The sequence below is a fragment of the Bradyrhizobium sp. 195 genome, assembly GCF_023101665.1.
GTDB lineage: Bacteria > Pseudomonadota > Alphaproteobacteria > Rhizobiales > Xanthobacteraceae > Bradyrhizobium.
In genome coordinates this window covers 2,505,766-2,527,694 of the sequence record NZ_CP082161.1, presented here as the reverse complement: position 1 = coordinate 2,527,694, position 21,929 = coordinate 2,505,766, and the positions used below count along the sequence as shown (strand labels likewise).

The following is a 21,929-nucleotide window of genomic DNA, read 5'->3' as shown; positions in this document are numbered from 1 at the left end:
TCTCTGCTCTTTCTGATCGATTAGGCCGCAACGGGCTCGCGGGCGACGTGTGGATCCAATTCGCCCGCGCGATAGCGCCGTGCCATTTCGCTCAAGGGAATGACCTTGATCTTGCTGGCGTGGCCCGCCGTGCCGAACTGCTCGAAACGCTCGCGGCAAAGCTCGCGCATCGCGTCCATCGCGGGCTTCAGGAACTTCCGTGGATCGAATTCGGAGCGCGTTTGCGCTGCGACCTTCCGAAACACCGCGGTCATCGCGAGGCGACAATCGGTGTCGATGTTGACCTTGCGCACGCCGCTCTTGATGCCGCGAATGATCTCCTCGACCGGCACGCCCCAGGTCTGAGGCATCTCGCCGCCGAACTGGTTGAACATGTCTTGCAGCGGCTGCGGCACCGAGGAGGAGCCATGCATCACCAGATGCGTGTTCGGCAGGCGGCGATGGATCTCCTCGACCACCCGCATTGCCAGGATGTCACCATCAGGCTTGCGGCTGAACTTGTAGGCGCCGTGCGAGGTGCCCATCGCGATGGCAAGCGCATCAACCTTGGTGGCACGGACGAAGTCGACCGCCTGGTTGGGATCGGTCAAGAGCTGGTCGTGGCTGACCTTGCCCTCGACGCCGTGGCCATCCTCCTGTTCGCCGCCGCCATGCTCGAGCGAGCCGAGCACCCCGAGCTCGCCCTCGACGGACGCGCCGACCCAATGCGCGAGATCGACGACGCGCCGGGTGATTGCGACGTTGTAGTCGTAATCGGCCGCCGTCTTGGCATCGGCCTTGAGCGAGCCGTCCATCATGACGGACGTGAAGCCGTGGGCGATGGCGGACGCGCAGGTCGCTTCGTCATTGCCATGGTCCTGGTGCATACAAAGCGGTATATCCGGATAGGTCCGCTCCAGCGCGTCGATCATGTGCGAGAGCATGATATCGCCGGCGTAGCTGCGCGCGCCGCGCGAAGCCTGCATGATGACGGGCGCGTCGACCTCGGCCGCCGCCTGCATGATCGCGATGCCCTGCTCCATGTTGTTGATGTTGAACGCCGGCACCGCGTAGCCATGGCTGGCGGCGTGATCGAGCAATTGGCGAAGCGTGATACGGGCCACGAGAAGTCCTCCTTATTGTCTCTTGCGTGCGATTGCCCGGCGGGCGGCTTCCGCAATGCTCTGCGGCGTGATGCCGAATTCGCGGTAGAGCACGGGCGCCGGCGCCGAGGCGCCGAAGCCGCGCATGCCGACGAACTCGCCCTCAGTGCCGATCCAGCGCGACCAATCACCCTGCACAGCCGCCTCGACACCGACGCGCGGCGCGGTGCCGAGCACGGTGGTGCGGTAGTCGTCCGGCTGCTCCTCGAACAGGGCGAAGCAGGGCGCCGACACCACGGCCGTACGGATGTGCTCGGTTGCGAGCAGGCGCGCGGCTTCCAGGGCAATCGAGACTTCCGAGCCGGTTGCGATGAGCGTCACATCACGGCCGCCGTCCGGCGAGACGACGAGATAGGCGCCATGTGCAACACGGTTTCTGCCGCGCGCATCGCTGCGGAAGGTCGGCAGCGCCTGACGCGACAGGCACAGCACGGACGGACGATCTTCGGAATTGAGCGCGCAGTCCCAGGCTTCCAGCGTCTCCACCGCGTCGGCGGGACGGAACACCAGAAGGTTCGGAATGACGCGCAGCGACGCGAGATGCTCGACCGGCTGGTGCGTCGGGCCGTCCTCGCCGAGGCCGATGGAGTCGTGCGTCATCACATGGATGACGCGCAGCCGCATCAGAGCCGCAAGACGGATCGCCGGCCGGCTGTAATCGGAGAATGCCAGGAAAGTGCCGCCATAGGGAATGAAGTGACCATGCAACGCGAGGCCGTTCATCGCGGCGGCCATGCCGTGCTCGCGAATGCCGTAATGGATGTAGTCGCCCGCGAACGCGCCGGGCTTGACGGGGGCCTGCGCCTTGGCATGCGTCAGATTAGAATGCGTCAGATCCGCCGAACCGCCGACAAGGCCCGCAATCGTCCCGGCGATGCCGTCGAGCACCTGCTGCGAAGCCTGTCTTGTCGCGAGCTTCGGACGCTCGGATGCGAAGCGTTCGCGCAACTTCGCCGCGGCCAGCGCATAGGCCCCCGGCAGGGTAACCGCCTTGCCTTCGACGAACATGTCGCGCTGCTCGGGCGTCGCGCCTTCGTAGCGATCGAGCCAGGCGAGCCGATCCACCTGCCCGCGCTGTCCGATCATTCGCCATGCCTTCAGGATCGGCATCGGCACCACGAAGGGCTGATAATCCCAACCGAGCGTACGGCGCGCCGCCGCAGTCTGCTCGGTGCCGAGCGGCGCGCCATGCGCTTTCTCGGTGCCCTGTCTATCAGGCGCGCCGTAGCCGATGATGGTGCGGCAGGCGATCAGCGACGGTTTTGCGGTCTTCCGTTCTTCTGCGATCGCCTGCGCAATCGCTTCGGGATCGTGTCCGTCGATGCTGCGCACAGACCAGCCGGAGGCAGCGAAACGCGCGAGTTGGTCGTCGGACGTCGCCAGCGAGGTCGGCCCGTCGATGGAGATGCCATTGTCGTCGAACAGCACGATCAGACGGCCGAGCTGCAGATGGCCCGCGAGCGAAATCGCTTCCTGGCTCAGACCCTCCATCAGGCAGCCGTCGCCGGCGATCACATAGGTGAAGTGGTCGACGAGGCCCTCGCCATGTCGCGCATTGGCCATCCGCTCCGCAAGCGCCATGCCGACGGCCGTGGCAATCCCCTGCCCGAGCGGACCGGTTGTGGTTTCGACGCCCGGTGTGTGGCCGTATTCCGGATGCCCCGGCGTCTTCGAGCCCCATTGCCGGAAGGCCTTGATGTCGTCGAGGCTGACGTCGCCGCCGGTCAGATGCAGCAACGCATAGAGCAGCATCGAGCCATGGCCCGCCGACAGCACGAAGCGATCGCGGTCCGGCCAGTTCGGATGCGCCGAGTCGAATTTTAGGAAGCGCGAGAACAGCACGGTCGCGACATCGGCCATGCCCATGGGCAGCCCCGGGTGGCCCGACTGCGACGTCTCGATGGCATCGACCGCGAGGAAGCGGACGGCGTTGGCGAGATCGCTATGCGCGACCTCATAGAGGTCGGCTTCGGCATGTACCGAGATGTTCATCAGATCCTCCAATCGTTGGTCTTGCGGATCACTTCATGCTCCGCTTGCGCTCGATGAGCTGCATGATCAGCGGCGTCAGGATCAGCTGCATCGCGAGATCGAGTTTCGCGCCGGGGCAGACGATCGAGTTCGCGCGCGACATCCAGCTTTGCGGCAGCATCGAGAGCAGATAGGGGAAGTCGATGCCGCGCGGATTCTTGAAGCGGATCACCACCATCGATTCGTCCGGCGTCGGGATCCAGCGGGCGATGAACGGATTGGAGGTGTCCACCGTCGGCACGCGCTGGAAGTTGATGTCGGTCTCGGTGAATTGCGGGCAGATGTAGTGGATGTAATCCGGCATCCGCCGCAGGATGGTGTCGGTGACCGCCTCGGTCGAATAGCCGCGCGCGCTGCGATCGCGGTGCAGCTTCTGGATCCATTCGAGATTGATGACCGGAACGACGCCGATCTTCAGGTCGGCATAGCGCGCGACATTGACCTTGTCGGTGACGACGGCGCCGTGCAGGCCCTCGTAGAACAACAGGTCCGAATTCTCCGGCAACTGCTTCCAGTCGGTGAAGGTGCCGGGCGCCGCACCATGCAGCGCCGACTCTTCGGCGTCGTGCACGTAATGCCGCGTCGTCGCCGTGCCGGTCTCGCCATAGTCGCGGAAGGCGCGCTCCAGCTCCTCGAACAGATTGGTCTCGGGGCTGAAATGGCTGAAATGCTTGTTGCCGCGATCGGCCTCCTTCGCCATCTGCGCACGCATCTCTGCGCGGTCGTAGCGATGGAAGGCATCACCCTCAATGTAGGCGGCGTTGACTTTCTCGCGGAAAAATATCTGCTCGAACGTCTTCTTGACCGAGGTGGTGCCGGCGCCGGAGGAGCCGGTGATGGAGATGATGGGGTGCTTCCTGGACATGGGACGCCTCGCTCACAGCCGGAAGAAGCCACGCCGCGCAAACAGCGGCGCGGAGACGCTGGCGACCAGCAGCGGATCGCAATGCAGCTCCTCGACGCGGCGCACCTCGTTGCTCGAGCCCATGATCAGCGGCACGCGCTGATGCAGGCTCTGCGCCGAAAGGTCGAGGATGCGCTCGCGCCCCGTGGTAGCGGAGCCGCCGGCCTGCTCGATGATCATGGCCATCGGATGCGCCTCGTAGGTCAGCCGCAGGCGGCCGTCGCCGTAGCCGGGACGCGCGTCCGAGGGATAGAGGAAGACGCCGCCGCGGGTGAGGATGCGATAGGCCTCGGCGACCAGGGAGCCGATCCAGCGCATGTTGAAATTGTGGTTGGCGGGCCCCTCGACGCCGGCGAGGCATTCGTCGACGAAGGCGCGCACCGGCTGTTCCCAGTGCCGGCGGTTCGACGCGTTGATCGCGAACTCTTCGCAGGCCTCGGCGATCTGCGCGCCGGCGCGCGCGAGGCGGAAGCAGCCCGCCTTGCGGTCGAGCGTGAAGATGTCGACGCCCTCGCCGAGCGTCAGCACCAGGGACGTCTGCGGACCGTAGGTGACGAAGCCCGCCGCAAGCTGCGCCGAGCCGCGCTGATGGAAGGCGAGCGCGAGGTCGTCCGGGGCGGGCAGGATCGAGAAGATCGTGCCGACGGTCATGTTGATGTCGATGTTGGAGGAGCCGTCGAGCGGATCGATCGCGATACAGATCTTGGCCTCGCGATCGCCGATCTGGGCCTCGCGCATCTCTTCCGAGGCGAGCGCTGCGACCGGCACCTTGCTGAGGCAGCGGCGCAGGATCGCATCGGCCTGGACGTCGAGGTCGCGCTGGACGTCGCCGTCGCTGTTTCGGCCGGTCGTCAGGCCGGAGGCGTCGGCGAGATCTCCGGTGGCGATGAGGTCGGCGATCTCGATGGCTGCCGTCGCGATGGCATCGACCGCGGCGGCCACTGCCAGTGCGTGAGGAACGGTCTCTGAATACCGTTGAAGGTGGTCGTCCAGCCTGAGTTGCCCGGTCATCTGCGTCCATCCCCTTTGCCGGCGCCGCAGCCATTCCCTCCCCTCTGGAGGTCGGTACGGTCAGTCTCGGCATCAGGAGATTGACAGGGGCAGCTTAATAAGGAAAATTTCTATTCATAATGAGCGTCAAAGAATTTTCTTATAATGGCCCCGGCCATGCGGCGACCCAGCTCCGGCATCTGACCATCCGGCAGCTGCGCTCGCTTGCGGCGCTCTCGGCCAAGGGCAGCGTGACGGCGGCGTCCGGCCATCTCGGGCTGACCCAGCCGGCCGTGACCCAGCAGCTCCGCCAGTTGCAGGATCTCGCGGGCCTGCCGCTGGTGCAGCGGACCGGCGACGGCATGCTGCTGACGGAGGCGGGCAAGGAGGTCCTGACGCTGGCCGAGCGGGTCGAGGCCGCCATCATGGACTGCCAGGGCGCGCTCGACCTGCTCGCGGGGCGGACCGGCGGCGCGGTGCATCTCGGCGCGGTCTCGACCGCCAAATATTTCGTGCCGCACGCGATCGCGGCGTTTTCCAAGCGGTACCCCAAGATCGAGATCAAGCTGACCATCGGCAATCGCGAGGAGATCCGCGAGGCCATGCACGGCTACGACCTCGATTTCGCGGTGATGGGTCGGCCACCGGCCGACGTCACCGTCGACGTCCGCCAGCTCGGGCGCAATCCGCACATCATCGTCGCCCGCAAGGGGCACTGGCTGGAGAAGGATTCCGGCCTCAACCTGACCGATCTCGTGCACGAGACCTTCCTCACCCGCGAGCCCGGCTCGGGCACGCGGACGCTGATGGAGGGCATGTTCCAGAGATCCGATCTCGAGCCGATCATCGGCATGGAGATGAGCAGCAACGAGACCATCAAGCAGGCCGTCATCGCCGGGCTCGGCATCGCCTTCATCTCGGCCCACACGGTGGCGCATGAGCTCACCGAAGGCCGGCTCATCGTGCTCGACGTCGCCGGCCTGCCGATCGTGCGGCAATGGTACGTGATCCGCCGCAGCGACAAGGTGCTGCTGCCGCCGGCGCAGGCGATGTTCGATTTTCTCGGCTCGGAGGGGTCGAACTATCTGCCCGACGTGCCCGAGCTCGGCGGACGATGATCCGCCCGCGTTCAGCCCATCAGCTTCATGGCGATGGTCGCCGCCAGGATCAGGATGATCTGGAGCAGACGCTCGGTCGTGAAGATGCGGTTGAACGTGGTCATCGCTTGCCCCGGCCGGCGTGAAGGAAATTTCGGTCGGCACGTTGCTAGCACAGGCGGGCAGCGAGACAACTCCGTAATTGCCACGGGTGCGACCTGCCGCTCTGCGAGGGGACCGCAAGGTCATTCCCTCCCCGAGAGACGATCGATCCACCACGCAAGGCCACGTGCGGCGCCCTCCTCGAATCCCACGACCGGTAGGCCTGCGGTCACCTCACGGAGGCGGCGGACGTCAGCAGCAAGGATCGGCTCGGCGTCGACGCCCGTGGCAGCGACCGCGCCGAACCTGACCAGATCGCGCGCTTCGAGGAGACCTGCGACATGCTCGACCACGCTGCGCAGGCTGCGCACTTCGCCGCTGGCGAGATTGACGACACCGGAAAGCTCGCTGTCGAGCACGGCGGCAATCATCTGCGCGAGGTCATCGACATAGACAAAATCGCGCAGCTGCCCGCCAAGCGAGCAGTCGAATTCTCGTCCCGCGCGCAGGCTCCGGATCAGCGAGGGGATGAGGCGCGCCTCGGGCTCGTGCGGGCCGAACGGGACAAACACGCGGCCCCAGCTAGCGCCTGCCGCGATATAGGCTTCGGCCGTAGCGAGCTTGGCTTGCCCGTACAATGTGGTGGGACGGCATGGGCTGGTGCGTTCCTCACACGGGCCGCTCTGCGGTCCGTATTCGAAGCAGCTTCCGATGCCGAGGATACGGCGGGTGCCGTCGGCCCTCGCGCGCGCGAGCAGGTCGATGCTGGCCTCCGCCCAGAGCCGGTTGACGGGATCCTCGCGATAGCGGCCCGGCCGGGCTTCCCAGGCGAGATGAACCAGGTGCGTCGGACGCGCCGCAGAGAGCGCGAACCTGCGGCCGGCCTCGGTGAGCAAATCAGCCGCGTGCCACGACACGCCGGCCACCGCCGCTTGAGCCGAGCGCGCGATGCCATGGACCTCGAAGCCCCGACCGACCAGGACAGGCAACAGCGCACGGCCGAGGAATCCTGACGCGCCCGTGACCAGGACCCGTTTCATGCGAGATAAGGCAGCGCGCGGTCGCGCGCGGACAGGATCGGATCAGGCAGCGGCCAGGCGATCGCCAGCGACGGATCGTCCCAGCGAATTCCGGAGGCGCCTTGCGCGTCGTAGGGCACATCGATGCAATACATCAGCTCGGTCGCCTCGACGAGCGTCTGGAAGCCGTGCGCGCATCCGGCGGGGATGAACACGGAATTGTGCCGGTCGGCGGCAAGCTCAACCGAACACCATTGTCCATAGCTCGGCAGCGACCGGCGCAAATCGACGATCACGTCGAAGGCGCGGCCGGCAACGCACCGCACCAGCTTGGCCTCCGGCCGGCCGGCCTGGTGGTGCAGGCCCCGCAGGGTGCCGGCGCGTTCGTTGCGGGACAGGCTGTGTTGCGCGAAATGCGTCGGCAGGCCCTGCGCCGCGAATGCCTCGGTGTCGAACAGCCGGGCGAAGAATCCGCGCGCGTCGATCTCCGGTTCTATGCCGATTTCGACCACGCCTGGCAGAGCCAATGGAGTGAACTTCATCTCAGGCCCCCGTACCGCAATGCTGCGCACGCCGCCGTTGCGAACATCCGTTCACCGAAACGCCTTTTGGGTTGCATCACGCGCAACGTTGGCGGAATTTCCGTGGCTTGTGAGAATTCACTAACAGCCGCGGCACGACGGCACAACGGGACGATCCATTCATGGACAGGCATCGATGCCGCTTTTGCGCGCGGGAGCTCGACGAGACCTTCGTCGATCTCGGCCTGTCGCCTCTGGCGAATTCCTTCGTGCCGCCGGAGCAGGCTGACGCGACCGAGCCGGCCTATCCGTTGCACGCCCGCGTCTGTCGCGCCTGCGGGCTGGTGCAGCTTCCGCAATTCGAGCCTGCGGCCAACATCTTCGATCAGTATCTCTACTATTCGTCCTATTCCGAGAGCTGGCTGCGTCATGCGGAGCGCTATGCCGCAGACATGATCGCCTGCGCCAAGCTCGGTGCAGCGTCCGAGGTGATCGAGATCGCCAGCAATGACGGATATCTGCTGCAGTATTTTCGGCGCGCCGGCATCTGCGCGCTCGGGATCGAGCCGGCCAGCGGCCCGGCAGCGGCCGCCATCGCCAAGGGCATCCCGACCCGAACCTGCTATTTCGGCCGCGATGCCGCGACCGTGCTGCGCGACGAAGGCCACAGGCCCGAGTTGATCGTTGCCAACAACGTGCTGCCGCACGTTCCTGATATCAACGATTTCGTCGCGGGGCTGCGCGTTCTCCTGCCCGACACCGGCCGCGCGACGCTGGAGCTTCCGCATCTGCTGCACCTGATCGAAGGCATCCAGTTCGACACGATCTATCACGAGCATCTGTCGTACTTCTCGCTCGCGACCCTCGAGACGGTTTTTCGCGCGCATGCCTTACGCGTTTTCGACGTGGATGAATTGCCGACCCATGGCGGCTCGCTGCGTCTGCACGTCTGCACCGAAGCTGCGCCTCACGGCCCCTCCCCCGCGCTCGAGAGATTGCGTCAGCGTGAGGCCGTCGCAGGGCTCGACCGGCCCGCGACCTACAGTGATTTTCAGGCGAAGGTGTCGGCCAAGCGCGAGGCGATCCGCGACTTTCTCATCGCAGCGCGGCGCGCGGGCAAGTCGGTGCTGGCCTATGGCGCGCCCGCGAAGGGCAACACGCTGCTCAATTATTGCGGCATCACGCGCGAGCTGATTGCCTTCACCGCGGACCGCAATCCGCACAAGCAGGGCCGGCTGCTTCCGGGAACGCATCTGCCGATCCGCGATCCCGCCGCCCTGATCGCGGGCAGACCTGATTACGTCTTCATCCTGCCCTGGAATCTGGCGGACGAGATCATCGCCCAGTTGGCGGAGATTCGGGCCTGGGGCGGACAATTCGTGGTGCCCGCGCCCGATCTCACGATCATATCGTGAGCAATGGTTAACGATCAGGCGGCGAGCGGACCCGCGTAATCCGCGCGCAACGCGAAATAGGTTTCCAGCTCCGACAGCGCCCGCGCTTCCCAATCCTGCGCCTGCTCCAGCAGCGACCAGCTCTGGCCCGGGCGGAATGCAGCCGTCTGGCGATAGAGCGATGCGATGCCGCGGTAGCGGCGCACGTTCTCCAGGATGGCGTGACCGTTGATTTGGCCGTTCATGTGCGAAAACTCCCTCGTCATTCCCGCGGGAGAAATTGCGGCCAAATCTTTTTCGAAAAGTTAGCGGCGCACGGCAAGCTCGCGGATGGTTGCCGGACTGTTGCGCGCACGCAACGCGCAGCGTCACACCGGGACGATTTCGAGAGCGATTTATTGCGGATTCGTTGCCGCGCTCTCGCCCGGGGGCTTCAGCCCGCCGCGGCTGATCATCCGCATCGTCTCGCGGCAGAGATCGGCCAGGCCGATCAGCAGCACGGCGAGCAGGCAGAACAGGTTGATGGAATCGGTATTTGCGCTGGACAGGGCGTTGAACTCGAAGGAGGGCGGAATGAACGCCCACCACACCAGTGGGATGGTGAACAACGCGGCAAGCCCTGCCGCCGGCGTGCCCGCGACGATGCCGAGCACGAACAGGCCGGGCAGGAACGCTGCAAAATAGAGCTTTGCGCCGAGCGCGACGCAGATGCCCTGAAGCACAGCCGACACGGCGACAACGACGCATCCGAGCAGAAACGCCTGCCACGACCATGGCCGTACCCGCGGTACGCCAAACAGCCCCGCACGCCTCATCAGCCTCCCCCTGCCGCCCGTTAACCGGGCCCGCTTGAGACGAAAGTACTACACCCGCAAGCAAACCGCGAGATGGAAATCGCATCCCCGGGCGATTGGTAAACGAACTGCATCGCACAATTGCGGAAGACATGGACGCTAGCTGGGATGCGAGTGTCCCGGACAAGCTGCGACGCGTTGGGCGTTGTGGCGCAGAGCCCAGGAGCCCCACCGTACCGGACGATGCTTCGCATCGCCGGAGGGACGCTGCGCTGCGTCCGGGGCACGAGAGCGAGGTAACACGCACGCCGCCTCCACATCGTCATTGCGAGGAAGCCCTTGCGACGAAGCAATCGAGAGTCCTTCCTCGGAGATAGTCTGGATTGCTTCGTCGCTTCGCTCCTCGCAATGACGGCGTAAGAGGCAACGCCGTCATCTTCCAAGTATCGCTGTCATTCCCCGCGAAGGCGGGGAATCCAGTACGCCGCGGCTTATCGATTCCATTACCGCCGTCTCGGCGTACTGGATCGCCCGGTCAAGCCGGGCGATGACACCGCGTGTGTGGTGACAGACATGACTATTCGTCCTCGCGGCTGAATTCGCCCGAGCTTTGCTTCATCTCTCCGCCTCTAAATCCAAGAGGGCGCAGGGAAGGCCGGGTGCTCAGCTCGCACCCGCGGTCCGCTGCGCGAAACGCGCACGCAGGAAGAACCGCACAGCAGCATACAGGTGGTGCCGATCACTCGACCTTCCCTGCGCGATGGTCGGACGGCTTATGCCGTGCTCTCCCGGGAGCCGAACTTTCCCTCTGGCCTCCCTCGCCCCGCGAATTAGATGATGCAGTCTGCCCGGTTGGGCTCGCTCGCATCTTCGCGACAAGCTTGACCGTAGCAACGACGGCCAGGACCACACGGTTTTGCCGTACGCACGGCCCGCCATGTCGCCGCAGTTTTCCCAGCCCTGTCGACGGAGCTGCGAACTTACAGGCGAGACGAACCTGACAGCGTCGCTCGTCCGCACGCGGCCACGGGCTCACAGGGACTACCCGCCCTGCCCGCACCTCTCATGCCGACGCTGCCGCGTCCACCGCAAGCCCGGCTCGCGACAGTGACGACACATCGTCGCCCCTCTTGGATGAGCCGGGATGAGCGACACATACGCCGAAACCGAATTTCGGTAAAGTGGAATATTTTTGCGCGGGTGCATTGACAGAGGGCGACACAGGGCGACGCCCGTCCCGTCATCCTGAGGTGCGAGACATGGGACGCAACGCGTCCCATGGGGAGCCTCGAAGGATGAACGGCCCCGATGCAGCCGGGCCGTCGCCCTTCGAGGCTCGCCGAAGAGGCGAGCGCCTCAGGGTGACGGTGATGGAGCCGTAGCCGGATGAGAGCCTCACTCCCTCTTTACCGCCGCCCCATCCGCCATCGTCGTCACCCCCTTCCGCTCCACGATCAGCCCATAGGTCTGGGGCTGGCGGTGGACATCGAAATTGAAGGTGGTGCGCTTGTAGGAATTGCAGAGGTCGAGGTCGCAGCGCGCCAGCGCGATCTCGTCGCCCTTGGTCGCGCATCGCGCGATGATCTCGCCGGAGGGTCCGATGATGCAGCTGCCGCCGATGTGATCGACGCCCTCCTCGAGACCGGCCTTGGCGACCCCGACCACGAAGGTGCCGTTCTGATAGGCGCCGGCCTGCATCACCAGATGGTTGTGGAATAGCGAGAGATCGTCATGCTCGGGCGCGGGCGGATTGTGCACCGGCGTGTTGTAGCCGATCATCACCATCTCGACGCCCTGCAGGCCCATCACCCGATAGGTCTCGCTCCAGCGGCGGTCATTGCAGATCGCCATGCCCATCACGCCGCCGAAGGCGCTGGCGACATCGAAGCCGCTGCCGGGCTCGAAATAGCGCTTTTCCAGATGCTGAAATTTGCGCCACGGCTCGTGCTCGGCATGGCCGGGCAGATGGACCTTGCGATACTTCAAGGTGATCGTGCCGCTCTGGTCGACGAGAATGGACGTGTTGTAGCGCCTGACAATTCCGGCCTCGACCGTCAGCTCGGCATAGCCGAGGCAAAAGCCGATCCCGAGCTCGCGCGCCAGATCGAACAGCGCTTGCGTCTCGGCGGCCGGCATCTCGCGCTCGAAGAAGCTGTCGATCTCGGCCTGATCCTCAAAATACCAGCGCGGAAAAAACGTCGTCAGCGCGAGCTCGGGATAGACGATCAGATCGCAGCCGCAACCGTTCGCCTCGCGCATCAAGGCCATCAGCCGGGCCACTACCTCGGTCCTGGTCGCGGTCCTCGCGATCGGGCCAAGCTGGCCGGCTGCGACAGTCACAAATCTCGCCACGCGTCATTCCTTCATGTGTGCGTCGGGCATGAGCCTATCGAGTGGCGCACCGCGCGCACAGGCCGGCTCGCCCATCGTCGTGGTGGGACACAATCAAATTCCGTGCCGGCGGGTATCATCGTGCGGGTTCGCCCGTCGCTCGCGCAAAATCGGGAACTTCGTTGCGGATTTGCAACGGTTCCCCACCGTCTGAAGCCGGACAAAACAAACTCCCATTCCGGCCACGAACCGCTCTCACAAGGCCGTGAGACGATCAGGGGGACGACGATGCGCGCACAACGCGTTTGGAAAGTAAATGGGGCCGCCAGCATCGGGCAGCTCCAATCGAGACTGGACGATCTGAACAAGCGTCTCGGTCAGCTCGAAGGCCAGCATCCGGATAGCTGGACGCTCGAAGAGCTGAGAGCGAGCGCGCTCAGCCTGTCGCGCGAGATCGACGACATCCGCTGCGCCGAGGCGACGGCGGCCCTGAGCGAGCTGCTGCGGAAGTAGCCGGCGAGCGCCGATCTGCGAGCGCGCCGTGCGTAGGATGGGTCAAGCGAAGCGAAACCCATCGCACCTATCGAGGGGACGTAGGTGATGGGTTCGCAAGGGCTCTACCCATCCTACGAACGCGACGATTGGTGTGGTGCGAGGAACCAAGCTCCACGACCGCCATTTCCATGAGAGCATGGAGCACGATCATGACCAGACACCTGACGCGAACCGATCTCGCGCGCGGCGTGGCCGGCGCGGTGTCCACGCTGGTCCTGTGCGCGACGGCGGCCTTCGCCCTCGCGCGCCATTTCGCGCTGTGAGGGATTTGGCATGACGTCCGACCCCGAGGAGCAAGTGCGGCTGCAAGGTTTTGGCGAGATGACGTTGCGCACCGCCGTCGCGACGATGATGCAGCTCGCGCCGGGCGAGCGAGCGGACGCCGCCATCTTCCGCGTCCGCGACGACGTGCGCCTGGCGCAAAGCGAGATCGCCGAGCTCGCGTCACACTGGGGCATCGAACCCGCGCCCAATGTGCGATCGCCGGGACTGGTCCCGGATCAGCACTGGCCGGATGTCGTCCGCGGCATGGTGCGCGAGGCACCGTTGCCGTCGCTGATGGTGGCGTTTCTGGTGGGGATGCTGGTGGCGCGACGATGAGTGTAGGATGGGTAGAGCGAAGCGAAACCCATCCTTTCCTTCCCGTCGAGCACTACGATGGATTTCGCTTCGCTCTACTCATCCTACGAGCTACGAGCGGTGCCCGCTAACCGTCGGCTAAGTGGGATCCTCTGGGGCGCATGGCCCCCGATTCAGAACAGGAAGGACGAACGAGAAACGGGCACCTCCCGAAAGGTCCATGTTTTCGGCGCGGATGTACCCGCCATGCGCTTCGACTATCGAGCGGCAAATCGGAAGTCCCATGCCCATGCCTTCTTGCTTCGTCGTAAAGAAGCTGTCGAACAAGTGGGCAAAGTGGTCGGGATGGATGCCGGGGCCGCTATCTTCAATGGTGCAGGCAATCTTATCGTCCGCGACGATCGTTTGAATCGTAATTTTACGTCGAGAACAATCTCGCTGCGCCAACGCTTGCGCTGCGTTGATCGTTAAGTTGACGATCACCTGTTGAAGTTGCGTTCGGTCCGCAAGGACAATGGCGGGGTCAGCAGACGCGTTATGGACTACGGTTACGGAGCGCGTCTGTAGTTCGTATCGAATAAAAAGAAGTGCCTCCCGGATAATTTCGTCGAGAGATACCAAATTGCGCTCAGGCGGGCGATGCGCGGCCATGGAGCGGATTCGTGCGATAATATTGGCGGCGCGATGTGCATCCTCCACGATCCATCTGATCGATTCTCGCGCTCTGCCGATTTCGGGCTGAGCCGTTTCAAGCCAGCGCAAACCGGCGTCTGCATTTGCGGCAATGGCCGCAAGCGGCTGGTTCACTTCGTGAGTGATGGAGGCCGTGAGTTCGCCCAACATCGAAACGCGAGCCGCATGCGCGAAATCGCTCTGTACACGCTGCAACATCTCCTGCGCGCGATTGCGCTCCGTAATATCGATAACGGCGACCATGCTTGTCCATCCGCTAAGGTGAGGCGGATAGGCGATCGTGAAGAGCGCATCGAAGATACCGCCATCGATCCGGCGCAGCTTGCATTCAGTCCAGTAATGAGGCTCCCGCGCGATGCCGCTCAGCATCGCCTCGGTGAACGCGTTAGTGCTTTCGTCAGGCCAAAAAGGTTTGAGATTACCCAGCAACTCCTCCTTATTACCTCTACCGAAAAGGAGTACCGTGTGATCGTTGACGTCCACCACACGCGCTGCCGTCATCATTTCGGAGACGACCTGAGGGTTCTCAAGGAAGTACTTGCGGAAATCTGAGACACCAGATTTGCGCAGCGCTCGCACCCTCTGATTTGCCTCCGAGAAATCCAGCTCCCAAAACGAAACCGCCATGGCTTGGAAGAGGTTCCGATAGCGAGATTCACTAAGGCGCAACTCCTGTTCTAAGCTCGTGGTTTTGGCTTCGCACCCAGTCTCCACGAGGTGGATGGGAGTCCCCGCCAGATCGCATTGCACCGACAGCCAAACGTGCACCAACATTTGATTGCCGCGTGCCGATTTCCGCTTGACCTCTCCTTGCCAACGGCCGGTCGCGAGGCAACTCGCTTCGACATCGGCAGCCGATATAGGATACACGCTACGCAGAAGGGCGTCTGTCACCTGGCCGATGGCGGCATCACGAGAGTGACCGTACAAGGTCTCTGAAGCTTTATTCCAAACCCTTATGCAGCCATTAAAGTCGCGGACGAAGACGGCCTGCTCGACATGATCAAGTATATCGAAGGACTCAGATGTCATTTTAACACCGTGAGTTCGCTTTTGCGCTGGCCCGGCTAGGGCCCGCCAGTTAATCCATCAGCGCACTCGCTCAACGATTTCCTGGCGGACTTCCGCGCCCACCGCGCCGGCGCTGAATCCATCGCCGCCGTCCGAGCTCCGCCGGTGATGCTTACGTAGATCGCTGAATCGACCGAGTCCAGAATATCCTGATGGAGAGGCTCGGCGGAACCCCAATGGCACCCCGCCTCACCACCCTGACTCATCGGAGTATCAACCTGATCGGTTGTTAGAACGAGAGAGGTGATCGCCATCGGCAAGCTTCTCCCTGAATCGAACTATGCCGGTTAGACCTCAAGAAGATCGGGCTCTATCTCGGACAATCCCGAGACCACCTTGATCTACTGCCCGTGGGAACCGGAATACCTGGAGAACTGCCGCGAGGCGGCCGAGGCGTCCGTGCGCGAGATCAACAACATACCCGCAAGTGGGACCTGCTGCGCCCCTATTGCGTCAAGCCGAGCCACATCGACAACTATGGACCTGCGTTCAAATTGCGTGCAAAACGCACCCGGAAACGGATCCGGTGGTCTTGATAAGCCATTGAAATGGCTGGTCGGAGTGGCAGGATTCGAACCTGCGACCCCTGCGTCCCGAACGCAGTGCTCTACCGGGCTGAGCCACACTCCGACAAGAAGGCGGCTTATAGCGTCGGGTTTGACGCACCGCAAGCGGCCGAGATGAGGAATTTTGTCCCTGTGAAAACGGGCCTTGAAACGTTGATTTTACCGGCCGGCGCGGCTGGCGCGGCGGCTGCCGCCAGGGCCTTGGCCGCCGGCGGGCTTGTCGCGTTTCCGACCGAGACGGTTTACGGGCTCGGGGCGGACGCTGCCAATGCCACCGCGATCGCCCATCTCTACGCCGCCAAGGGGCGGCCGGCGTTCAATCCGCTGATCGCGCATGTCGCTGATATCGCGGCCGCGCGGCGAATCGGGCGGTTCGACGCGCGCGCGTTGAAGCTCGCGGAAGCGTTCTGGCCGGGGCCGCTGACGCTGGTGGTGCCGAAAACCGACGGCTGCCCGGTGGCGGATCTCGCCACCGCCGGCCTCGACACGGTCGCGATCCGCATTCCCGCCCACCCGGTCGCGCAGGCGATCCTGCGCGCCTTTGGCGGAGCCGTGGTGGCGCCGTCGGCCAACATCTCCGGCCACGTCTCGCCGACGCTGGCCGCCCATGTCGAGAGCGACTTATCGGGGCGGATCGACCTGATCATCGACGGCGGGCCTGTTACAGTCGGCGTCGAATCGACGATCGTGGGCTGCTTCGAGGCGCCGATGCTGCTGCGGCCCGGCGGGTTGTCGCGCGAACGGATCGAGGCGGTGCTGGGCGCCCCGCTGGCGCGACCGCCGATGGAAGCCGAAAACGACGACAGCCAGCCGCTGGCGCCGGGCATGCTGGCCTCGCATTACGCGCCGCGCGCCCATGTGCGGCTCGACGCGCGCGAGGTGGCGCCGGGCGAAGCTCTGCTCGCGTTCGGTCCCGCGCGGCTGCCCGGCATCGATGCTGCCGCTGCTGTCATGAATTTGTCGCCCACAGCTGATCTCGATGAAGCAGCCGCCAATCTGTTCGGCTATCTTCGCGAGCTCGATGCGAAGGGCCCGCGGGCGATTGCGGTGATGACGGTGCCCGAGGAAGGCCTCGGCGAAGCGATCAACGACCGGCTGCGCCGGGCCGCGGTTGCGCGATAAGAAGCTTGAGAAGAGACAACGAGAATGAACGTCAACAAATCCGCCACCCCGCCGCTTGCGCCTGAGCTGATCGAACAATTCCGCAAGATCGTCGGCGAGCGCCACGCCATCACCGATGCGACCGACATCGAGCCTTACCTCACCGAGGAGCGCAATTTATTCCACGGCCGCTCGCCGCTGGTGCTGCGTCCGGGCTCGACGGCGGAGGTCTCGGAGATCTGCAAGCTCGCTTCCGCGCACAACGTCGCGCTGGTGCCGCAGGGCGGCAATACCGGGCTCGTCGGCGGGCAGACGCCGCACAATGGCGAAGTCGTGGTGTCGCTGCGGCGGCTGGACAAGATCCGCGAGGTCGACACCGCCTCCAACACCATGACCTGCGAAGCCGGCGTGGTGCTGCAGATCGCGCAAGCGAAGGCCGCCGAGGTGGACCGGCTGTTTCCGCTGTCGCTGGGTGCCGAAGGCAGCTGCACCATCGGCGGCAATCTCTCGACCAATGCCGGCGGCACCGCCGCGCTCGCCTATGGCGTCGCGCGCGAGATGGCGCTGGGGCTCGAGGTGGTGCTGGCCGACGGGCGCGTGCTCAATGCTCTCTCGAAGCTGAAGAAGGACAACACCGGCTACAATCTGCACAACCTCTTCATCGGCGCCGAAGGCACGCTCGGCATCATCACGGCGGCAACGCTCAAACTGTTTCCGAAGCCGCGGGCGGTCGAGACCGCCTTCGTCGGGCTGAAATCGCCGGCAGCTGCCCTGAAGCTGCTCACGATCGCGCAAGGCGAAGCCGCCAATGCGCTGACGAGTTTTGAGCTGCTGTCGGAGATGGCGGTGGAGTTCTCGGTGCGCCACGGCATCGACGTGCGCGATCCGCTCCAGGCAAAGCATCCCTGGTACGTGCTGATGGAGTTGTCCTCCCCCGGCGAGGATGCCCGCACGCCGCTGGAGACGATCCTCGCCCGTGCCATGGAGGAGGAGATCGTCGACGACGCCGTGATCGCGGCGAGCCTCGCCCAGCGCGCCGGCTTCTGGAAGCTGCGCGACGAGATGTCTTCGGCACAGAAGCCGGAGGGCGGCTCGATCAAGCACGACATCTCCGTGCCGGTCGCTGCCGTGCCTGAATTCATCGCCGAGGCCGATGCCGCGGTGGTGAAGCTGATCCCCGGCGCGCGGCCGGTGCCGTTCGGTCATCTCGGCGACGGCAATCTGCACTACAATGTCAGCCAGCCGATCGGCGCCGACACCGCGGATTTTCTGGCGCGCTGGCACGAGATGAACGCGGTCGTGTTCGCGATCGTGCTGCGCATGGGCGGCTCGATCTCGGCCGAACACGGCATCGGCGTGCTCAAGCGCGACGAGCTGCCCGACGTCAAGGACAAGACCGCGATCGAGCTGATGCGATCCATCAAGGCGATGCTCGATCCGCATGGAATCATGAATCCGGGGAAAGTACTGTGAATATTCTTACGATCGACGCAATCACCGATGCCGATGTCGAGCCGGTGGTGACGCTGTGGCAGCGCTGCGGCCTGACGCGTCCCTGGAATGATCCGCATTCCGACATCGCGCTGGCGCGGCGGCGCGACAATTCGACGATCCTGCTCGGCCGCGACAATGGCGCGATCGCGGCAACGGTCATGGTCGGCTATGACGGTCATCGCGGCTGGATCTATTACGTCGCGGTCGATCCCGACCGCCAGAAGCGCGGCCATGGCCGCGCCATCATGGCGGCGGCCGAGGACTGGTTGCGCGCGGCCGGGATCGCAAAGCTGCAGCTGCTGGTCCGCCGCGAGAACGCGCCGGCCAATGCGTTCTACCAGTCGCTGGGCTTCGAGGAATCGACCTCGGTGATGTTCCAGAAATGGCTCGACGGCCGCGAGACCACGCCAAGCAACTGAGATCGAGCCATGACCATTTCCGACCGCGTCCGCATCAAGGACGTCCGCGTGCTCTCGGACGGCTGGACCACCCTGAAAAACACCACGTTCGACTATCGCCGCGCCAGCGGCGAGTGGCAGACGCAGCACCGCGAGACCTATGAGCGCGACAACGCCGCAGCCGTGCTGCCGTATAATCGCGCCGGGCGCAGCGTGATCCTGGTGCGCCAGTTCCGCCTGCCGGCCTTCATCCGCGGCTACGACGACCTGCTGATCGAGGCCGCCGCCGGCGTGCTCGACAACGCCGAGCCCGAGGAGCGCATCCGCGCCGAGGCGGAGGAGGAGACCGGCTATCGCCTGCACCACGTCCACAAGGTGTTCGAGGCCTTCATGAGCCCCGGCGCCATCACCGAGAAGCTGCATTTCTTCGTCGCCGAGTACGAGCCTTCGATGCGGGTCAGCGACGGCGGCGGCCTGGAGCACGAGGGCGAGGACATCGAGGTGCTGGAGCTCTCGATCGACGAGGCCCTGGCGATGATCGCCGACGGCCGCATCATCGACGCCAAGGCGATCATGCTGCTGCAATACGCAGCGCTGCATGTGTTCAGGTAGGTTTGCTTTCTTCCTTCTCCCCTTGTGGGAGAAGGTGGCGCGAAGCGCCGGATGAGGGGTTGTCCGCGAATTCGAAAGCGCGGGTCGTGGAGATATACCCCTCACCCGTCTCGCCGCTACGCGGCGAGCCACCCTCTCCCACAAGGGGAGAGGGAAGACCGCGCGCCGCTCCATCCTCGTCTGCAATTCAGCCCTGCGCCGCCGCTCCCTCCATTGAGCACCCCCAAAACTATCTCTAGTCTGGCCCCAACCAAGAACCAGGAGACGCGCCCCATGTCCGCTCCGCGCGACGACGAATTCGGCTTTGCGCCCGACTACGATGCCCCAGTCCCCTACATGCAGCGCACGCGCGATTATTACGCGGCGATCGGCTACACCACGGCGTATCGCTGGGCGCATTACACCGAAGCGCCGTTCCAGCCGCTGAAGAAGCCTCTGGCAAAGTCGCGCGTGACGATCATCACGACGGCTGCGCCGTACGATCCCGCCAAGGGCGAGCAGGGGCCGGGCGCTGCGTATAACGGCAGCGCGAAGTTCTATGAAGTCTATGACGGCGACACGGCCAAGCAGCACGACCTTCGCATTTCGCACATCGGCTACGACCGCAAGCACACGAGCGCGACCGACAATGGCACCTGGTTTCCGCTGCCGCAGCTCCTGAAGGCGTCCGCCGCCGGGCGCATCGGCGAAGTCGCCCCGCGCTTCTTCGGCGCGCCGACCAACCGCAGCCATCGCGTCACCCTCGACACCGACGCGCCGGAGATTCTGGCGCGGGCCGTCGCCGATAAAGTCGATGTCGCGGTGCTGGTGCCGAACTGCCCGGTCTGCCACCAGACCACCGCGCTGGTGGCGCGGCATCTCGAAGCGGGCGGCATCCCGACCGTGATCATGGGCTGCGCCAAGGACATCATCGAGCACGCCGCTGTGCCGCGCTTCCTGTTCAGCGACTTCCCGCTCGGCAATTCCGCCGGCAAGCCGCACGACGTCGCCTCGCAGGCGCAGACGCTCGAACTGGCGCTCACGCTGCTGGAGACCGCGAGCGGCCCGCAGACCACGATGCAGTCGCCGCTGCGCTGGAGCGAGGACGCCTCCTGGAAGCTCGACTACAACAATGTCGCGCAGCTTTCGCCGGAAGAGCTGGCGCGCCGCCGCGCCGAGTTCGACAAGCAGAAGGAGATCGCGCGCGGCAACCGCGCCGCCTAAAGCGCGATGAGATTCGGATGGATCGTCATCGCGCTTTAGGTTGTTGTTTGCGCATGATCTTTCCGGAAAACCGCTTCGCACTTTTCCGGATCATGCTTTGACGTCCTCCGACAGCGATAACAATGAGGAGAGCGACGTGACGCGACCGTTCGATGGCGTGAAGGTCCTGGACTTCACGCAAGTGCTGGCCGGTCCTTATGCCAGCTACCAGCTCGCGTTGTTGGGGGCAGACGTCATCAAGGTCGAGCGGCGCGAGGGCGAGGACATGCGCCGCACGCCGCTGTCACGCGAATGGGCCGAGCGCGGGCTGGCCCCCGCGTTCCAGGCCATCAACGGCAACAAGCGCAGCCTGACGCTCGATTTGCAGAAGCCCGAGGCGATCGCGATCGTGAAGAAGCTTGCGAGCCGGGTCGACGTCATCATGGAGAATTTTCGCCCGGGCGTGATGGACAAGCTCGGCATCGGCTACGAAGCGCTCTCCGCGATCAATCCAAAACTGATCTATTGCGCGGTGTCCGGCTTCGGTCAGACCGGCCCGGATCGCTTGCGGCCCGGCTATGACGGCAAGATGCAGGCGCTGTCGGGCATCATGGCGATCACGGGCCATCCCGAGACCGGGCCGACGCGGGCAGGCTTTGCCGTCTGCGACGTGCTCTCGGGCGCCACCGCCGCGTTCGGCGTGTCGAGCGCGCTGTATCAGCGCGACCGCACCGGCAAGGGGCAGCTCATCGACGTCTCCATGCTGGAGGCGACGATGGCGTTTCTGTCCGGGCAGATCGCGGACTGGTCGGTCGCCGGCCATCGCCAGCAATTGTCGGGCAACCAGGCGGTCAGCCGCAGGACCACGGCGAATTTGTTTCGATGCGGCGACGGCCACATCTTGCTCGCCGTCAACAACGAGAAGCAGTATCGCGCGCTGATGAGCGCGCTCGGCCGCGAAGACACGCTCGCCGACCCGCGCTTTGCCGACTGGTTTGCGCGCAACGAGAACGAACCTGCGCTGCGCGCCATCATCGAGGAGGCGTTGGCGGCAAAACCTGCGCGCGAATGGGAGACTTTACTGGAAGACGCCGGCGCGCCCTGCGCCAGCATCTGGAAGGTCGAGGAAGTCATCGACCATCCGCAAATCAAGGCGCGCGGCGCGATTCAGGAGCTCGACACGCCCTATGGCCGTCTGCGCTTTGCCGGCAGCGGTTTCAAGCTCGCCCATGGCGGCGGCAGGCTGGACCGGATGGCGCCGGAGCTCGGCGCGGATACGGAGGCGGTGTTGGACGAGCTGGGGTTCGATGCGGCGGAGATCGCGGGGTTGAGAGCGAGGGAGATCGTGTGACG

20 protein-coding genes and 1 tRNA gene are annotated in these 21,929 nt (G+C 64.7%); 10 read left to right on the top strand and 11 right to left on the bottom strand.

Features of this window, described 5'->3' with window-relative positions; translation table 11 throughout:
• Positions 1–20: 20 nt before the first annotated feature.
• Genes fba through IVB26_RS11695 form a run of 4 tightly spaced genes read right to left on the bottom strand, consistent with a single transcriptional unit; the run spans position 21 to position 5,088 of the window.
• Positions 21–1,103 carry a class II fructose-bisphosphate aldolase gene (fba, locus tag IVB26_RS11710; protein ID WP_247971795.1) on the bottom strand — a complete coding sequence of 361 codons (1,083 nt, stop codon included), beginning with the start codon at positions 1,101–1,103 and terminating at the stop codon, positions 21–23.
• Positions 1,104–1,115: 12 nt separating this feature from the next.
• Positions 1,116–3,134, bottom strand: a complete 2,019-nt coding sequence (gene tkt, locus IVB26_RS11705; protein WP_247971794.1) for a transketolase — start codon at positions 3,132–3,134, stop codon at positions 1,116–1,118.
• Positions 3,135–3,162: 28 nt separating this feature from the next.
• Positions 3,163–4,038 carry a phosphoribulokinase gene (locus tag IVB26_RS11700; protein ID WP_247971793.1) on the bottom strand — a complete coding sequence of 292 codons (876 nt, stop codon included), beginning with the start codon at positions 4,036–4,038 and terminating at the stop codon, positions 3,163–3,165.
• 12 nt (positions 4,039–4,050) lie between these two features.
• Positions 4,051–5,088, bottom strand: coding sequence for a class 1 fructose-bisphosphatase (locus IVB26_RS11695; protein ID WP_247971792.1), 1,038 nt, complete (start codon positions 5,086–5,088; stop codon positions 4,051–4,053).
• Between the two features lie 119 nt (positions 5,089–5,207).
• On the opposite strand from IVB26_RS11695, the gene IVB26_RS11690 reads away from it, so the two are divergent.
• Complete coding sequence (locus IVB26_RS11690; RefSeq protein ID WP_247971791.1) at positions 5,208–6,185, top strand: LysR family transcriptional regulator; 978 nt, start codon at positions 5,208–5,210, stop codon at positions 6,183–6,185.
• Between the two features lie 224 nt (positions 6,186–6,409).
• Here the strand turns inward: IVB26_RS11690 and IVB26_RS11685 are convergent, their stop codons facing one another.
• Both IVB26_RS11685 and rfbC read right to left on the bottom strand, forming a co-directional pair.
• Positions 6,410–7,306: an NAD-dependent epimerase/dehydratase family protein gene (locus IVB26_RS11685; RefSeq protein WP_247971790.1), complete on the bottom strand. Its 897-nt coding sequence runs from the start codon at positions 7,304–7,306 to the stop codon at positions 6,410–6,412.
• On the bottom strand, positions 7,303–7,827 hold the full coding sequence (gene rfbC, locus IVB26_RS11680) for a dTDP-4-dehydrorhamnose 3,5-epimerase (protein ID WP_247971789.1): 525 nt from the start codon (positions 7,825–7,827) through the stop codon (positions 7,303–7,305). Before rfbC ends, IVB26_RS11685 begins: the two co-directional genes overlap by 4 nt.
• 161 nt (positions 7,828–7,988) lie before the next feature.
• On the opposite strand from rfbC, the gene IVB26_RS11675 reads away from it, so the two are divergent.
• Positions 7,989–9,221, top strand: a complete 1,233-nt coding sequence (locus IVB26_RS11675) for a class I SAM-dependent methyltransferase (protein WP_247971788.1) — start codon at positions 7,989–7,991, stop codon at positions 9,219–9,221.
• 14 nt (positions 9,222–9,235) lie between these two features.
• On the opposite strand, the gene IVB26_RS11670 is transcribed toward IVB26_RS11675, so the two are convergent.
• The 3 genes from IVB26_RS11670 to IVB26_RS11660 form a co-directional block, all read right to left on the bottom strand.
• Positions 9,236–9,445 (bottom strand): hypothetical protein, encoded by a 210-nt coding sequence (locus tag IVB26_RS11670; protein ID WP_247971787.1) that lies wholly within the window; start codon positions 9,443–9,445, stop codon positions 9,236–9,238.
• Positions 9,446–9,595: 150 nt separating this feature from the next.
• Entirely contained in the window at positions 9,596–10,015 is a 420-nt protein-coding gene (locus tag IVB26_RS11665; RefSeq protein WP_247971786.1) for a DUF4118 domain-containing protein, read from the bottom strand.
• Between the two features lie 1,374 nt (positions 10,016–11,389).
• The gene (locus tag IVB26_RS11660) at positions 11,390–12,346 is read right to left on the bottom strand and encodes an N-carbamoyl-D-amino-acid hydrolase (RefSeq protein ID WP_247971785.1); all 957 of its coding nucleotides are present in this window, start codon (positions 12,344–12,346) and stop codon (positions 11,390–11,392) included.
• A gap of 102 nt (positions 12,347–12,448) precedes the next feature.
• Here IVB26_RS11660 and IVB26_RS11655 point away from each other — a divergent pair, with 102 nt between their 5' ends.
• Together IVB26_RS11655 and IVB26_RS11650 are read left to right on the top strand one after the other, a co-directional pair.
• Positions 12,449–12,838: a hypothetical protein gene (locus IVB26_RS11655; RefSeq protein ID WP_247971784.1), complete on the top strand. Its 390-nt coding sequence runs from the start codon at positions 12,449–12,451 to the stop codon at positions 12,836–12,838.
• Positions 12,839–13,153: 315 nt separating this feature from the next.
• A complete protein-coding gene (locus IVB26_RS11650) occupies positions 13,154–13,480 on the top strand; it encodes a hypothetical protein (RefSeq protein ID WP_247971783.1) in 327 nt (108 codons plus the stop codon).
• A gap of 117 nt (positions 13,481–13,597) precedes the next feature.
• Here IVB26_RS11650 and IVB26_RS11645 read toward each other — a convergent pair whose 3' ends face one another.
• Positions 13,598–15,184 carry a sensor histidine kinase gene (locus IVB26_RS11645; RefSeq protein WP_247971782.1) on the bottom strand — a complete coding sequence of 529 codons (1,587 nt, stop codon included), beginning with the start codon at positions 15,182–15,184 and terminating at the stop codon, positions 13,598–13,600.
• A gap of 592 nt (positions 15,185–15,776) precedes the next feature.
• A tRNA-Pro gene (locus IVB26_RS11640) sits at positions 15,777–15,853 on the bottom strand.
• Positions 15,854–15,921: 68 nt separating this feature from the next.
• Here IVB26_RS11640 and IVB26_RS11635 point away from each other — a divergent pair.
• From IVB26_RS11635 to IVB26_RS11610, 6 genes are all read left to right on the top strand, one after another.
• The gene (locus IVB26_RS11635; protein ID WP_247971781.1) at positions 15,922–16,911 is read left to right on the top strand and encodes an L-threonylcarbamoyladenylate synthase; all 990 of its coding nucleotides are present in this window, start codon (positions 15,922–15,924) and stop codon (positions 16,909–16,911) included.
• 24 nt (positions 16,912–16,935) lie between these two features.
• The gene (locus IVB26_RS11630) at positions 16,936–18,363 is read left to right on the top strand and encodes an FAD-binding oxidoreductase (protein WP_247971780.1); all 1,428 of its coding nucleotides are present in this window, start codon (positions 16,936–16,938) and stop codon (positions 18,361–18,363) included.
• Entirely contained in the window at positions 18,360–18,803 is a 444-nt protein-coding gene (locus IVB26_RS11625; protein WP_247971779.1) for a GNAT family acetyltransferase, read from the top strand. Before IVB26_RS11630 ends, IVB26_RS11625 begins: the two co-directional genes overlap by 4 nt.
• Positions 18,804–18,812: 9 nt before the next feature.
• A complete protein-coding gene (locus IVB26_RS11620; protein ID WP_247971778.1) occupies positions 18,813–19,394 on the top strand; it encodes an NUDIX domain-containing protein in 582 nt (193 codons plus the stop codon).
• A gap of 273 nt (positions 19,395–19,667) precedes the next feature.
• Entirely contained in the window at positions 19,668–20,597 is a 930-nt protein-coding gene (locus IVB26_RS11615) for a glycine/sarcosine/betaine reductase selenoprotein B family protein (RefSeq protein ID WP_247971777.1), read from the top strand.
• A 136-nt stretch (positions 20,598–20,733) separates the two neighbouring features.
• Positions 20,734–21,927 (top strand): CaiB/BaiF CoA transferase family protein, encoded by a 1,194-nt coding sequence (locus IVB26_RS11610; protein WP_247971776.1) that lies wholly within the window; start codon positions 20,734–20,736, stop codon positions 21,925–21,927.
• The last annotated feature ends 2 nt before the right edge of the window (positions 21,928–21,929 follow it).